The 14,670-nt window shown below is 67.9% G+C and carries 13 protein-coding genes; 6 read left to right on the top strand and 7 right to left on the bottom strand.

The window, feature by feature from the left end:
* Positions 1-4: 4 nt before the first annotated feature.
* The 4 genes from grpE to ACFVWR_RS07180 all read right to left on the bottom strand — a co-directional run bounded on the left by grpE (position 5) and on the right by ACFVWR_RS07180 (position 5,149).
* Positions 5-697, bottom strand: coding sequence for a nucleotide exchange factor GrpE (grpE, locus tag ACFVWR_RS07195; protein WP_387209523.1), 693 nt, complete (start codon positions 695-697; stop codon positions 5-7).
* 2 nt (positions 698-699) lie between these two features.
* On the bottom strand, positions 700-2,562 hold the full coding sequence (gene dnaK, locus ACFVWR_RS07190; protein ID WP_387209521.1) for a molecular chaperone DnaK: 1,863 nt from the start codon (positions 2,560-2,562) through the stop codon (positions 700-702).
* A 236-nt stretch (positions 2,563-2,798) separates the two neighbouring features.
* Positions 2,799-4,370 (bottom strand): transporter, encoded by a 1,572-nt coding sequence (locus ACFVWR_RS07185; RefSeq protein WP_387209519.1) that lies wholly within the window; start codon positions 4,368-4,370, stop codon positions 2,799-2,801.
* Positions 4,352-5,149, bottom strand: a complete 798-nt coding sequence (locus ACFVWR_RS07180; RefSeq protein ID WP_387209517.1) for an ABC transporter ATP-binding protein — start codon at positions 5,147-5,149, stop codon at positions 4,352-4,354. Before ACFVWR_RS07180 ends, ACFVWR_RS07185 begins: the two co-directional genes overlap by 19 nt.
* Before the next feature lie 237 nt (positions 5,150-5,386).
* Between ACFVWR_RS07180 and ACFVWR_RS07175 the strand changes: the two genes are divergently transcribed.
* The 3 genes from ACFVWR_RS07175 to ACFVWR_RS07165 are packed head-to-tail and all read left to right on the top strand — an operon-like array spanning position 5,387 to position 8,465.
* Positions 5,387-6,235 (top strand): serine protein kinase RIO, encoded by an 849-nt coding sequence (locus tag ACFVWR_RS07175; RefSeq protein WP_387209515.1) that lies wholly within the window; start codon positions 5,387-5,389, stop codon positions 6,233-6,235.
* 59 nt (positions 6,236-6,294) lie between these two features.
* On the top strand, positions 6,295-7,047 hold the full coding sequence (locus tag ACFVWR_RS07170) for a GTP pyrophosphokinase family protein (protein WP_387209513.1): 753 nt from the start codon (positions 6,295-6,297) through the stop codon (positions 7,045-7,047).
* Between the two features lie 47 nt (positions 7,048-7,094).
* A complete protein-coding gene (locus ACFVWR_RS07165) occupies positions 7,095-8,465 on the top strand; it encodes an MFS transporter (RefSeq protein ID WP_387209511.1) in 1,371 nt (456 codons plus the stop codon).
* A gap of 25 nt (positions 8,466-8,490) precedes the next feature.
* On the opposite strand, the gene ACFVWR_RS07160 is transcribed toward ACFVWR_RS07165, so the two are convergent.
* Positions 8,491-9,150, bottom strand: a complete 660-nt coding sequence (locus ACFVWR_RS07160; RefSeq protein ID WP_387209509.1) for a MarR family winged helix-turn-helix transcriptional regulator — start codon at positions 9,148-9,150, stop codon at positions 8,491-8,493.
* A gap of 55 nt (positions 9,151-9,205) precedes the next feature.
* Here ACFVWR_RS07160 and ACFVWR_RS07155 point away from each other — a divergent pair, with 55 nt between their 5' ends.
* Positions 9,206-9,868, top strand: a complete 663-nt coding sequence (locus ACFVWR_RS07155) for a hypothetical protein (RefSeq protein WP_387209507.1) — start codon at positions 9,206-9,208, stop codon at positions 9,866-9,868.
* 72 nt (positions 9,869-9,940) lie between these two features.
* Here the strand turns inward: ACFVWR_RS07155 and ACFVWR_RS07150 are convergent, their stop codons facing one another.
* Positions 9,941-11,263, bottom strand: coding sequence for an alpha/beta hydrolase (locus tag ACFVWR_RS07150; protein ID WP_387209505.1), 1,323 nt, complete (start codon positions 11,261-11,263; stop codon positions 9,941-9,943).
* 321 nt (positions 11,264-11,584) lie between these two features.
* Between ACFVWR_RS07150 and ACFVWR_RS07145 the strand changes: the two genes are divergently transcribed.
* Entirely contained in the window at positions 11,585-12,088 is a 504-nt protein-coding gene (locus ACFVWR_RS07145) for a hypothetical protein (protein WP_387209503.1), read from the top strand.
* Positions 12,089-12,181: 93 nt separating this feature from the next.
* Here ACFVWR_RS07145 and ACFVWR_RS07140 read toward each other — a convergent pair whose 3' ends face one another.
* Positions 12,182-14,023, bottom strand: coding sequence for a cell wall-binding repeat-containing protein (locus tag ACFVWR_RS07140; RefSeq protein WP_387209501.1), 1,842 nt, complete (start codon positions 14,021-14,023; stop codon positions 12,182-12,184).
* 85 nt (positions 14,024-14,108) lie between these two features.
* Between ACFVWR_RS07140 and idi the strand changes: the two genes are divergently transcribed.
* Positions 14,109-14,663, top strand: a complete 555-nt coding sequence (gene idi / locus ACFVWR_RS07135; RefSeq protein WP_387209499.1) for an isopentenyl-diphosphate Delta-isomerase — start codon at positions 14,109-14,111, stop codon at positions 14,661-14,663.
* Positions 14,664-14,670: the final 7 nt, after the last annotated feature.

Below are 14,670 nucleotides of genomic sequence, written 5' to 3'. Positions count from 1 at the left end.
CGGATCAGGCCGGCACCGCCACGACGACCTTCGCCACCCGCACCGTCGTCGAACCGAGCTGATAGCCGGTCTCGACGACGTCGGCGACGGTGTCGACCGTCACGTCGGGGCTGGGCTGCTGGAAGATCGCCTCGTGGATCTGCGGGTCGAACGCGTCGCCCGGCTTGCCGTAAGCGGTCAGCCCGAGACGCTCGATCGTGCCTCGCAGTTTGGCCGCGATGGTCGCGAACGCGCTGCCCTCCTCGAGGTCGCCGTGCTTCTCGGCACGGTCGAGGTCGTCGAGCACCGGGATGAGACCCTTGACGGTGTCTCCGACCACGCGCTCGCGCTCCACCTCACGGTTGGCCTCTGTGCGCTTGCGGTAGTTCGCGTACTCCGCGGTCACCCGCTGGAGGTCGGCGAGCCGCTCGGCGGCCAGCTGGTCGGCGGTCGACTGACCGCTGAGCACATCCAGGTCTTCGTCGCTCAGAAGTGACTCGAACCCGCCGCTCTCAGCGGGCCCGACGTCGACGAGCTCCTCGTGGGCGAGGTCGGGGTCGGAGGTGTCGCCCTCCGACCCGCCCTCGGTGCCCGAGCCCGCATCCGCCGGCTGCCGAACCTCGCCGGTCTCGGGGTCGATCCGCCGCTTGTCGCGGATGATCGGCTCCTCGTGGTCAGGCTCGTTCGAGCCTTCGCCGTTGGGGTTCTTGTCGGACATGGTTACTTCTTCTCCTCGTCTTCGACGACCTCGGCGTCGATGACGTCCTCGTCGGAGGACTCGTCGGCCGGCTGCTCACCGGTCGGCGCCTGCTCACCCGCGGCAGCGTCGGCCTGGCTGGAGGCGTAGATGGCCTCGCCCAGCTTCGACTGGCTCGCGTTCAGCTTGTCGTACGCGGTCTTCACGACCTCGTCGTCCTCACCGGCCAGCGCGGCCTTCAGGCCGTCGACGTCGCCCTGAACCTCGTTCTTGACGTCTTCGGGGAGCTTGTCCTCGTTGTCCTTGATCAGCTTCTCGATCGAGTAGACGAGCTGCTCGGCCTGGTTGCGGGTCTCGGCGGACTCGCGGCGCTTCTTGTCCTCAGCCGCGTGCTCCTCGGCCTCGCGCACCATGCGCTCGATGTCGTCCTTCGGCAGAGACGAGCCGCCGGTGATCGTCATCGACTGCTCCTTGCCGGTGCCCTTGTCCTTGGCGGACACGTGCACGATGCCGTTGGCGTCGATGTCGAAGGTGACCTCGACCTGCGGGATGCCCCGCGGCGCCGGAGCGATGCCGGTCAGCTCGAACGTGCCGAGCGGCTTGTTGTCGCGGGTGAACTCGCGCTCGCCCTGGAAGACCTGGATCGCGACGGAGGGCTGGTTGTCGTCCGCCGTGGTGAAAGTCTCGCTGCGCTTGGTCGGGATCGCGGTGTTGCGGTCGATCAGCTTGGTCATGATGCCGCCCTTGGTCTCGATGCCGAGGCTCAGAGGGGTGACGTCGATGAGCAGAACGTCCTTGCGCTCACCCTTGAGGACACCGGCCTGAAGCGCGGCGCCCACGGCGACGACCTCATCCGGGTTCACGCCCTTATTGGGCTCCTTGCCACCGGTCTCCTGCTTCACCAGCTCGCTCACGGCGGGCATACGGGTGGAGCCACCGACGAGCACGACGTGCGCGATGTCGTCGACCTTGATGCCGGCCTCACGGATGACGTCCTGGAACGGCTTCTTGGTGCGGTCGAGGAGGTCGCTGGTCATCTGCTCGAACTGGGCGCGGGTCAGCGTCTCGTCGAGGTTGGCCGGGCCGTTCTCGGTGAGCGACAGGTAGGGCAGCTGGATGCTGGTCGACATGCTCGACGACAGCTCCTTCTTGGCCTGCTCGGCAGCCTCCTTCAGGCGCTGCTTCGCGATCTTGTCGCCGGAGACGTCGACACCGGTCGTCTCCTTGAACTTCTTGATGAGCCAGTCGACGATGCGCTGATCCCAGTCGTCTCCACCGAGGCGGTTGTCGCCGGCGGTGGAACGCACCTGGATGGTCGAGAAGTCGTCGTCTTTGCCCACCTCGAGGAGGGAGACGTCGAAGGTTCCGCCACCGAGGTCGAAGACCAGGATGAGCTCGTCTTCCTTACCCTTGTCGAGGCCGTACGCGAGAGCGGCCGCGGTCGGCTCGTTGATGATGCGGAGCACGTTGAGGCCCGCGATCTCACCGGCCTCCTTGGTGGCCTGACGCTCGGCGTCGTTGAAGTAGGCGGGAACGGTGATGACCGCATCCGTCACGGTGTCGCCCAGGTACTGCTCGGCGTCGCGCTTCAGCTTGGCCAGGATGCGCGCCGAGATCTCCTGCGGCGTGTACTTCTTGCCGTCGATCTCGGTGGTCCAGTCGGTGCCCATGTGGCGCTTGACGGATGCGATGGTGCGGTCGACGTTGGTGACGGCCTGGCGCTTCGCGGTCTCACCGACGAGCACCTCGCCGTCTTTGGTGAAGGCGACGACCGACGGGGTCGTGCGGAAGCCCTCTGCGTTCGCGATGACGGTGGGCTCGCCACCCTCGAGAACGGAGACGACCGAGTTGGTGGTTCCGAGGTCGATTCCTACTGCACGTGACATATGTGCTCTCTCTTTCTGTTGCTGGTTCTGCTCTGAAAGTCATGGGTCAAGACTTGAGTCCTGACGACTCAAGCTTCGCATCGGAGTTCACGACTGTCAAGTCGCACTCCCAAAACTTGAGCGCACTTGACTCAACTTTGCCCGCCCCCTTTTCATTCCCCCCAAAGCAATCGACTCCGGTCAGAATGCTGCTTTTCGGGGGCGAAAAGAGCGTTCTGACCGGAGTCGATTGCTTTTTAGGCGTCTTTGGCCAGCTGGATGAGCAGTTCGGGGGCGCGGGCGTCGAGGATGCGTCCACCGAGCCGCACGCCGACCACGAGCAAGACGATGCCGAGGCCGACCCCGACCGCGACGCCGATCCAGCCCCAGAGCGCCTGCCCCGTGACGAGCGACACCACGAGCAGCACGATCTCGGGCAGGCACAGCGCCGCCAGGACGCCCCACGACGCGAACGTCGTACCGACCGTCGCCATGTTCGACCCCGGCCGCGACCGGAACGGGTTGTCACCGGGCGCCGGCACGGGGAACACGAACCGCGCCGACGTCACCGAACCGATCGCCAGACCGCTGAACAGCAGCCCGAGCGCCAGGCCGAGCAGCCCGGGCAGCGCGAGCCACGCATCCTGGAACGCCGCGGTGGCGACGGTGATCACGACGATCACGGGCACGGAGAAGCTGATCACGGCGAGCGCCCGCCCCAGCCGGTCGGCACGACCGGGCACCGCCTTCGACATGTGCAGCGCGAACGCCGTGGAGTCGAACGACACGTCCGCGATCAGCGAGATGCCCATCAGGAAGCCGATGATCGGCCCGGATGCGACGAGCCACCCCGAGTCGTTGTTGATGGTCGCGTAGAACCACAGCAGTGCGGGAAGCAGCGGGATGACGATCAGCTGCCGCAGATACCGCGGGTCGCGGAACCAGTAGGTGAGAGCCCTGGCCGCGATGGCGCCCGTCTGGGTGCCCGGGAAGACGCCGAACAGTCCGAGCTTGCCCTGGGCACGCGACCGGGACGACGCGCGCACCGGCGTCACCAGCGACCGCGCGAGCCCGAACCGCCACAAGACGAGCAGGATGCCCAGGGCCGCCAACGCGATGAGCAGCCGCAGCAGCGCTCCGACCGGGTCGCCGAGCGCCACCGACGACGGCACCCCCCAGATCGCACCGAGCGGGGTCCACGACAGAGCGTCGGCCACGGCGGGCAGTCCCTCCGCCGAGCTGCGCAGCCCGCGGGTGACGCCGATGATGATCGGACCGGCGAGGATGAGCGGGATCAGCACGATCAGCCCGCTCGCCTCCCGGAATCGGCGGCCCGAGGCGACGCCGCTCGAGAGCGAGGTGACCGCGCGGGAGGCGACGACGCAGGTGACCGCGCCGATGGCTCCGGTCACGAGCGCGATCACCGCGACGCCCGGCATCCGCAGCCATGACCCGAAGGTGGCGAGCGCGGCGATCGTGGTCACCGCGCCCGGCACGCCGACGATGCCGCTCAGCAGCATTCCGAGCAGCAACTGGTTCAGCGGGATGGGGTACACCGCGAGGTGGGACGGGTCGAGGGTCTGCTCCACACCGGAAAGCAGCAGCGGGAACAGCACCCAGCCGAGGATGGCGGCCGAGCCCGCGAGCACGACCACCGTGCGCACCGCATCCACCGGCGCCAGGTTCAACAGGAACAGGGCGACGATCGCGGCGAGCAGCATCCCGACGCCGTAGATCGCGCCGATGATGACGGCGACGAGCTGGCTGGTGCTGCGTTTGAACGAGTTCTTGAGAACGAGCAGGCGGAGCCTTACGAGTGTTGCAACCATTCGGGCCCCTCCCCGACACGGCGACCGCCGACCAGTTCGACGAAACGGTCTTCCAGCGTGGATCCGCCGCGCACGTCGTCGACGGTTCCTGCCGCCACGACCCGGCCCGCTGTGATCACGGCGACGTGGTCGCACATCCGCTGCACCAGGTCCATCACGTGCGAGGAGACGATCACCGTGCCGCCGCCGCGGACGAATCCCGCGAGGATGTCCCGGATGTTCGCGGCCGACACGGGATCGACCGACTCGAACGGCTCGTCGAGCACCAGCAGCCGCGGAGCGTGCACCATCGCGCACGCCAGCGCCACCTTCTTCGTCATACCGGCCGAGTAGTCGACCACGAGCGTTCCCGCGTCTTGTTCGAGGTCGAGCAACCGGAGGAGGTCGTGGGTGCGCGAGGTCGCGGTCTCGCGATCCATGCCGCTGAGCAGCCCCGCGTATTCGACGAGCTGTTCGCCGGTGAGGCGATCGAACAGCCGAACGCCGTCGGAGAGCACGCCGACGAGCGACTTGGCCTCGATCGGGTCGCGCCACACATCGACACCGTGGATGAACACCTGGCCCTGGTCGGGCCTCAGCAGGCCGGTCGCCATGCTCAGGGTCGTCGTCTTTCCGGCGCCGTTCGGCCCGACCAGCCCGTAGAAGCTGCCGCTCGGCACATCCAGGTCGATCCCGTCGACAGCGGCTTTCGCGCCGAAGTTCTTGCGAAGCCCGCGGATGCGGACGGCTGTTCCCGCATCCTCGGGAGCGATCTCGCTCGCTGCGTTGACTTTGCTCATCCAGATTCCCGTTCGTCGTCGGTGGGCAACTCCGCCCAAGAGTACAAGTGCCCTACCGCCCGGGGAAGCGCCACGCTACGATGGACGGGTTCTGCCAGGAGACCTGCTCCCGAGGCCAGGGCGGAGAGGATGCGTGACGCTATGACTGCATTCGCTGTGACCGCATCCAGCATCCCCGTCCTCGAGGCCGCAGCACACATCTGACGCCGGTGGCCTCCTCTCCTTGGAGCTCACCTTTTGTCTTTCGACGACCTCTCTTCTTCTTTCGCGGAGCTTTCGTTCTCCGTCCCTTCTTTCTCCACCGCTGAGCCGGGGGACGGCCAGCGCTGGACGACCTGGCCCGCGACGACCCCCACCGAACGCGGCCCGCGGCCGCATCCCGACTGGCTGATCACGTCGGCCGGCGCCATCGACACCGAGCTCGGCGTCGTCAAAACCGGCAAAGAGGCCGACGTGCACCTCATCGAGCGCGCCGTTCCCGACGAACCGGCCCAGCGCGTACTGCTCGCAGCCAAGCGCTACCGCGACGCGGCCAACAGCGACTTCCACCGTTCCGCGCGCTACCAGGAGGGTCGACGGATGCGGAACACCCGCGACTCGCGCGCGGTCGCCCGCAGCACGGCGTACGGCCGGCAGGTCTCGGCCGGCCGCTGGGCCTACGCCGAGTTCGAGACGCTCAGCAGACTCTTCACGTTGGGGCTCCCCGTGCCGTACCCGGTGCAGGTGCACGGCACCGAACTGCTGATGGAGTTGATCGGCGACGGTGTCGAGGCCGCACCGCGACTGGCGCAGGCGCGGCTCACGGTCGCGGAGCTCGCATCCTGTTTCGACCAGGTCGCGGATGCGATGCGCGCACTCGCCCGCGCCGGGCTGGCCCACGGCGACCTCTCCGCCTACAACCTGCTGGTGCACCACGGCCGTGTGGTCGTGATCGATCTGCCACAGGTGGTCGAGGTGGTGAGCAATCCTGGCGGCCTGGACTTTCTGCAGCGCGACTGCACGAACGTGTGCGACTGGTTCACGCGCCGCGGACTGGAACGGGATGCGGGGGAGCTGTTCGGCGAGCTCGTCGCCGAACTGTACTGAAACGGTTCGCAGAACGACTTCACACCCGCTGCACAAGCGCCGTCGATAACGTGACGGATGTGAGTGAGGAAACGTCCCCCGTCGAGTACCGCGAGCCCATCCTCTCGGAGCAGGCACTGGCCGCTCTGCAGCAGATCGACCCGTCGACGCTCGGCGAGATGCGCGCTTTCCGCGAGAGTTTCGCGCGGTTCATCATGCCGTACAAGTTCGGCATCGACGAGATCATCACGAAGGTGTCGATTCTGCGCGAAGAGTTCGCGCTGCACGAGAACAACCCGATCGAGCACATCTCGAGCAGGCTCAAGTCGGCCGAGAGCATCGAGCAGAAGATCGTGCGCAAGGGATGCGAGCCGTCGTTCGACGCGATCCGCGAGTCGATCACCGACATCGCCGGGGTGCGCATCGTGTGCGGTTTCGTCTCCGACGTGTACCGGGTGTTCGAGATGCTCACCAGCCAGCAAGATCTGCGCGTGCTGAAGATCAAGGACTACATCAGCGACCCGAAGCCCAACGGCTACAAGAGCCTGCACGCGATCGTCGAGGTGCCGGTCTTCCTGAGCGAAGGCACGGTCGCCGTGCCGGTGGAGATCCAGGTTCGCACGGTAGCGATGGACTTCTGGGCCAGCCTCGAGCACAAGATCTACTACAAGTACGACGGCGACGTGCCCGCGAACCTGCTGCGCGACCTCAAGAACGCCGCAGACACCGCCCACGACCTCGACGTGACCATGGAGAATCTGCACCAGCAGGTGCGGGCGCAGAGCGCATCCGGTTCGACCGACAGCACGGGCGGACTCGCCATCGCAATCTGACCGGGCGGCGTCCCCAGCCGTTCACCGCTCGTCGGTACTGTGTGCACATGACCAACGACCCGCTCTTCATCGACTCGACGAGCGAGCGCAGCATCCCCCGCGGCCGTGTCGTCGCCTGGGCGCTCTGGGATTGGGGTGGGGCAGCGTTCAACGCCGTCATCACGACGTTCGTGTTCACGGTCTACCTGACCAGCAGCTACTTCGCCGATCCGTCGATGCAGCTCACGACAGACCCGACGGCCTCCTGTTCTGTCTCGGCCACCGCCGCACCGCTCTCCAGCGGACTCGGGCTCGGACTGGCCATCGCCGGGATCGTGGTCGCGCTGATCGCGCCCGTGCTCGGCCGCCGCACCGACGGCTCGGGCCGGCGCAAGTTCTGGCTGGGCGTCAACACCGGTGTCGTGGTGCTCATGACCGCCCTCATGTTCTTCGTGAAAGGCGAGCCCGGCTACTTCGTGTTCGGCGTCATCCTGGTGTCCGTCGGAACGATCTTCTATGAGATCGCCTCGGTCAACTACAACGCCATGCTCGTGCAGGTCTCGACGCCGAAGACGGTCGGCGCCGTGAGCGGGTTCGGTTGGGGCGCCGGATACCTCGGCGGCATCGTGCTGCTGCTCATCGTGTATTTCGGCCTCGTCTCGGGCGACGGCGGACTGCTGCACGTTCCGGAGGCCGAAGGGCTCAACATCCGCATCGTCGCGCTGATCGCGGCGGCGTGGACGCTGGTGTTCTCGCTCCCCATCCTGTTCAAGGTGCCCGAGATCCCGGCGGCCGACCGCCGCGTGCGGGTCGGCTTCTTCGCTTCGTACCCGGCGTTGGTGCGCGACATCGGGAAGCTGTGGAAGGAGAGCAGGAACACGGTGCTATTCCTGGTGGCGAGTGCGTTCTTCCGCGACGGACTGGTCGGGGTCTTCACCTTCGGCGGCATCCTCGCCGCGGGAACGTTCTGTTTCTCCAACGGCGAGGTCATCATCTTCGCCATCGCGGCGAACGTCGTAGCCGGGGTGAGCACGCTGATCTCCGGCCGCTTCGACGACCGGTTCGGCCCGAAGCCCGTGATCGTCACGTCGCTCATCGGGCTCATCGTCGCCGGTCTCGCCGTCTTCTTCGCGCACGATCTGGGCGCGGGCGCGTTCTGGATCGGTGGCCTCGTGCTGTGCCTCTTCGTCGGACCGGCGCAGTCGGCCAGCCGCACCTTTCTCGCGCGGATCACGCCCGCCGGTCGCGAAGGCGAAGTGTTCGGCCTCTACGCGACGACGGGTCGCGCGGTCAGCTTTCTCGCACCCCTGCTGTTCGCAACCTTCGTCGCCGTCGGCGGCGCACAGTTCTGGGGCATCCTGGGCATCGTGCTGGTGCTCGCGATCGGGCTCGCGCTGCTCATCCCGGTGCGGGCCCAAAGGCGCGTCGACGCTCGCTGACGCGGGTCCTGCGCTCGTGCCCGACTCAGTCGCGGGGCCAGGCGCGCACGAAGCGGTCGAAGAGGGTCGCGAAAGTCTGGGCCTCCTCCGGAGTGAAGCATGCGATGGCCTCCTCCACCGAGGAGCGACGGCGCTCGCGAACCTCGGTGATCAGCGTGCGCCCTGCCGTCGTCAGCTCGATGAGCGTACGGCGGGCATCCGACGGGTCCTGGATGCGCCGCACGAGCCCGCGCTCCACACCCTCCTGCACGAGACGGCTGGCCCGCGGCTGATCGACGCCGACCGCCTCGGCCAGCGCGCTGATCGAGAGGCTCGACCCGGCTTTCGCCGCCGCCTGCAATGCGTCGAGCATCCGGAAGCGCGCGGCGCGCCCGAGTGAACCGTCTGGCCGTCCGCGTCGGCCGCCGCGGGCGCCACGCACGCCGGCGCCGCCGAAACCTCCGGGGCCGTCTCCCCAGGGAGGTGCGCCGAACGGGCCGTGGTCGTGGTTGTGCTCTTGATCGTGGCCGTGGCCCGATTCGTGACCGTGGCCCGATTCGTGGCCGTGACCGAACTCGCCCTCTCCGCGCGGGTGCATTCTCCGGCGGGACTGGTCGTGCCGCATGGCGACCAACGAGCGCTCGATCATGGCGACCACGTCGGAAGGCTGGGAGTTCTCTTCACGAGCTTGACCGTTGATTTCCATGTATGTAATCATACATTTGGTTGTAATAGTACATGCAACCAGAAAGGGGTTCATCATGAACACCACCAAGAACTCTCAGAACACGCCGCCCGCGTACTGGTTCGGCGTCATCGAGCACAACCTCCGCTCCCGGATGCGCGACGAGCTCGCCGACCTCGGCCTCCGCCGCGGCAGCTGGCGCATCCTCCACACCCTCGCCGACGGTCCGGCCTCCGCCGAGGACATCCAGGCCGAGCTGCCGCCCGTCCGCAAGGGCAGGGGCGGTCACGGCACTGGCCACGGCCGCCGTGGATTCGGTCGCGGTTTCCGTCGCGGCTTCGGCCCGGGCTTCGGTCCCGGCTTCGACCGCTTCGCCACCGACGAGGAACGCGCCGCATTCGTGGAGCGGGCCCAGGCCGACGGCGAGCGCATCCACGGTGACCATCACCACGGTGAGCGCCCGCACGACGGGCGCGCTCACCGCGAGCACGACCGGGCCCACCGCATCCACGCGGTGCTCGGCGATTTCGCGGAGCGCGGTTGGGTGACCTTCGACGGCGGAGCGGCGACGCTCACCGACGAAGGGCGCAAGGCGCACGATGCGGCTTTCGAGCGCATCCGTGACCTGCGAGCCTCGGTCGCGGCCGGCATCAGCGACGCGGACTACGCGACGACGATGGCGACCCTCGAGGCCATGGCCCGCAACCTGGGCTGGCATGCCGCGGATACCCCGCGCTGACGCATACCCGCCCCCCTCTCACGAGCCCGGCCGTTCTCATTCCGCGAGCGGCCGGGCTCGTCGCGTGCAGGGTCAGCCCTCGGGCAACGCCGAAGCACGCAGTCCGAGGTGCGCCGCGATGATCGGAAACCCTTGCGAGATCACGTAACGCACCGTGAACCAGTCGTGAGTGGTGCCGGGCGAGACGAGAAGCTTCACGTGCATGCCGGAGGCCGTCGCGGCGGAAGCGAGCACCTTGGCGTACGGCGTGTACTTCGCGTCGTTCTGCCCCACCCCGAGAACGAGAACCGAATCGGCGTACGGGGCGTGCGCTCGCATGATCGTAGTGAGGCCGGCCGCGCCATACGCAGCGGCGGAGCCTCCGAAGCCCTCCTTGATCGTGGTCGCGTCGTCGCCGAGAGTGGGGGCGAGTTGGCTCGCGACCGCGAGCGCCGATCCGAACATCTCCGGATGCCCACTCGCGAACTGCACTGCGCACGTCGCACCCTGAGAGAACCCGATGATGCTCCAGGCGGCCGGATCGCTGCTCACCCGAAAATGCGACACGATCCAGGCGCGCACGTCATGCAGCAGGTAGTCCGCCGAGTTGCCCAGGGGCGAATCCACGCACATCGGATTGCGGTCGGAACGCGAGAGCTGGTCGGCCGCGATCACGATGGGCGCGATGCCACCGTTCGCAGCGGCCACGGCATCCATGGTCGCTGCGAGGTGCCCGGAGGCGAACATGTTGTTCGGTTGACCGGGCTGGCCGCCGAACGCGTACACGACCGGCAGCACGGGCGGATCATCGACCAGGGCAGCCGGCGGAAGGTAGAGCTTCGCGTCGCGCGCCGGAAAGTGCGACGACGGGGCCGCCATGTGCACGGTTCGCAGCTCTCCGGTCACCGGTACGGATGCGGGTCGGCTCCAGGTCGAGGCGTAGTCGGTTCCGATGTCGGCCACCTGGCCGCGTTCACCGCGCGGATCAGGCGGCGAGGCGGATGCGGCCGGATGGGTTGCGCCGGGCTGGGCGTCCGCCGCCACCAGTGCGGCGGCAGCGAAGGCCAGGATCGCGACGACGGCGATCGTCTTGCGGGGCCAGCGGGATCGAAACAGGTTCGCAACCGCGAGACCGACGGCTGCGCAGCCGAGCGTCGTCCAGGTTCGATCTCCCGAGTTCGGTACCGAAGCGAGGCCGGCCCAGGCCAGCGCGGGGAGTGCGACGAAACCGAGGAGTGCGCCGACCACTGCCGAGCCGACGCCCGCGGCGACTCGGAGAACGGTCGGCCTGACGAGCAGATAGACCGCGAGTGCCGCAGCGACGACGCCCAGTGCGACGAGCACGAAGGACTGGTCGACGCCCAGGGAGGCTAGCACCGCGAAGAGCTCGACGCGCAACGCAGCGTTCGAGTGCAAAGCCGTCCCCTTCCAGTGCGCGTTGGCGCGCCTTCGCCCGCTCGGGATCGATCACGGTCGCGACGACGCCCATCCTCGGCCCCGCATCCTGGGTGATCGTTGTGAAAGCGATGCCGCGGAGACGGTCACTCCTCCAGTGCTCGCGCGAGTCGTCGGAAAGTGTCGAAACCCGCGTCATGATCTGAACGCTTCGCCGTCTCTTGTTCGGTGCATGTCCCGAACCGCACCGTGTCGGCGCAACCCGAAAAGGCGCCGCCGCGCATCCAGGTGGCCCGAACACCTGGATGCGCGAATCACCCGATCCGTGAAGAAGGCATCTCCATGCTGAAGAACCTGCCCCCCGTCATCACCGGCCCGCTGCTCACCCTGCTCGCCGACCTCCGCCCCGGCCAGTGGCTCGCGCTCGCCCCCGAGGGCGCACCCATGCTGGAGCACGCCCCCTCTGTGACGGTCGATCTGCCACTCGATCTGCTGGCGGCGGCGCTGTTCGAGGTCGTTCCCGTGGCCGACACATCCGATTCGCCGCTCGCTCTCTGGGCCATCGACCGCCACGACGACAGCCTCGACGACCTGGTGTTCGCCGTGCAGGGTCTCGCGGGCGACGCGACCGGGCGCCGCGTCCGGGCGACGTCGGTGAGCGACGCGGAACTGGTGGCCGACGCCGCCGACACCGCGGCGGCGGTCATCCGGGTGCCGTTCGACGGCGCACCCTTCATCTTCTTCCTGCGCACCGGCGGCGACGACCGCGCCACCGTCGCCCGCTCCGCCACTCGTTCCGCCCACTCCTCCGCCCGCGCCGCCACCCTGGAGCCCTCCACCTGCTGACCCACCTCACGAAAGGTGCCAAAAGGTGACTTCAGGCAGCTCGAAGCCACCTTTTGGCACCTTTCGTCGCGCTGGGAGTCGGCGCGCGCGAGGTTAAGGGTGGCCGGGGAGGGCCTCGCAGGCGATCCGATCCTTGTCGCTGTCGAGTTTCGCGATGTCGCCGTAGTAGGGGAAGTACTTGTCGAACCACGCCTGAGCCTGAGCCCAGGTGGAGAAGTCGGTGCAGTTCTTCGTATCGCCCGGGTTCGTCGGTGGCCCAGGAGGAGTGACGACCGGCGGTGTCACCACCGGTGGTGGCACGCACTTCGTGTTCACTGCGGCAGCCTCACTCACTGCGCCCGTGCCACCCATCACGACATGCTTGGTGGCGCCGATCGCGTTGATGGCGTTGTACACCGATTCGGGCACGCAGGCCTGGCTGGTGATGTAGAGGGGGGCGCCGAGCCGGCCGGCCATCGCTGCGCCAGACAGCGCGTCGGGGAAGTTCAGCCCGGCGGCGAGGAATGTCGTCGTCGCGCCCTCGGAGAAGAACTCCTGGTTGATCGACGCGGACGTCGCGTAGCGGTCGGCTCCGCCGAGTCGCTTCACCGAGTAGCGCTGCGCGAGCTGGGACTGGATACCGGCAGAGACGGCGCCCGTACCGCCCACGATCGTCACGAACCCCACCCCGAGCCGGTCGAGGGTGCTCAGCACCGCCGGGGGCACGGCCGAAGCGGATCCGTTCACGAGGATGACGGGAGCCTGCACGGCGCCGGCTGCGCCGGTTGCGGAGAGCGCATCCGGGAAGGTCGCACCAGTGGCGATGATCGCCTGCGACGATGAGGTGAATGTGGCGTCGACGATGCTCAGAGCCGTGCCGTAGCGGTCGGTCGCACCCAACCGTTGCGTCGGGGCGATCTCGGCGAGCGCCGAGGCGACGGACTCGCTCACGGCGCCCGCACCGCCGACCACGTAGATCTGGTGCGGCGCCAATCGCACGATCTCGTCGTGAACCGCGGTGGGCAGGGATGCGCTCGGGGTGATGAGCAGGGGCCCGCCGACGAGCGCGGCCGCTGCGGCGGCGCTGAGCGCGTCGGGGAAGTTCATCCCCGCGGCGACGAACACGGCCGGCACGTTCGGTGCATAGCGCTGGGATGCGGCGATGGCGGTGGAGTAGCGGTCGATCCCGAAGAGCCGGGTCGTGCCGTTGCCGAACGGCGCGATAACGGTCTGCGCTGGAGGCGTGGGTGGCGTGACGCTGGAGATCAGCTGCTCCGGCAGCGTGACCTCGCGGGCCCCGCAGCCGTCGGTGAGAGTCGACTCGAGTTTCGCCAGCTCGGCGCTGTCGGTCGTGAGTGACCAGCGGTACTTCACGAGCGCCCAGTCGATCACGTAGTCGCACGAGAAGGCGGCGTTCGACGGCATCCATTGGGCGGGGTCGTCGTCGCCTTTCGACTGGTTCACGTTGTCGGTCACCGCGATCAGCGCGTTCGCGAAGCCGAGGTCGTTGGCGTAATCGCGGCGCTGACCGGCCGTCCACGCCCACGCTCCGGAGCGCCATGCGTCCGCGAGCGGGACCACGTGGTCGATGTCGACGTCCGACGGAGCCGTCCAGGTTGCGCCGTCGTAGGGCGACGCCCAGGTGCCGCCGGACAGCGAGCATCCGGCGCCCACTGTCACGGGGGTCGTTGACTCTTCGATGAGCACCTCGGAGCGGGTGTTGCATCCATTGCCGTCGGCGTCGATCCAGAGCTGGAACTGGTCTCGGCTGTAGGGATGCGTGGTGTCGTCGCTCTGCGCGGTGAGGAGCGACGGCAGCGACGATGCGGTGACGATGTCGCCGGTAGCCGCCGTGTTCACGGGAGCGGCAGACGCCGGCGCGACGGTCGTGACGGCGAGCGTCGGGGCAAGGGTGAGGACAGTCGCCAGCAGGGCGACACGCGTTCGGGTTCGCATGATAGGTGAAGCATATTCACAAACAGGTCATCCGGATACGCAGCGCGCACGTCGCGCTCGGCCCCAATTCGGGGAGAATGGACGCATGACTGCGACCCGCCCCGAAGAAGTCGTGCTGCTCGCCGATGACGGCACACCGATCGGCGTCGCGGACAAGGCGACCGTGCACACGACCGAGACGCCGCTGCATCTCGCGTTCTCGTGCCACGTGTTCGACGGCGACGGGCGCATCCTGGTGACCCGGCGGGCCCTTTCGAAACTGACCTGGCCGGGCGTGTGGACCAACTCGTTCTGCGGGCATCCGGCACCCGGCGAGTCCATGGACGACGCCGTGCTGCGGCGGGCACAGCACGAGCTGGGCGCGACGATCGAGAACCTGCAGGTCGTTCTTCCCGACTTCCGCTATCGGGCCGTGGACGCTGCCGGAATCGTCGAATACGAGATCTGCCCGGTCTACACCGCAACGGTGTCGGGCGAGCTGTCGCCGGCGGCGTCCGAAGTCGCCGAATGGGAGTGGGTGGATGCGCTCACCCTGCTCGCCGCCGTCGAGGCGACACCGTGGGCGTTCAGCCCGTGGCTCACGCTCCAGCTGCCGGCGCTGTACGCCGACCGGTCCCTCGAAGCTTCGGGTCAGCTGTGAGAAGAAC

This window comes from Leifsonia sp. NPDC058292, assembly GCF_042880955.1.
Lineage (GTDB): Bacteria > Actinomycetota > Actinomycetes > Actinomycetales > Microbacteriaceae > Leifsonia.
This window is presented reverse-complemented; position numbering and strand designations above follow the sequence as displayed.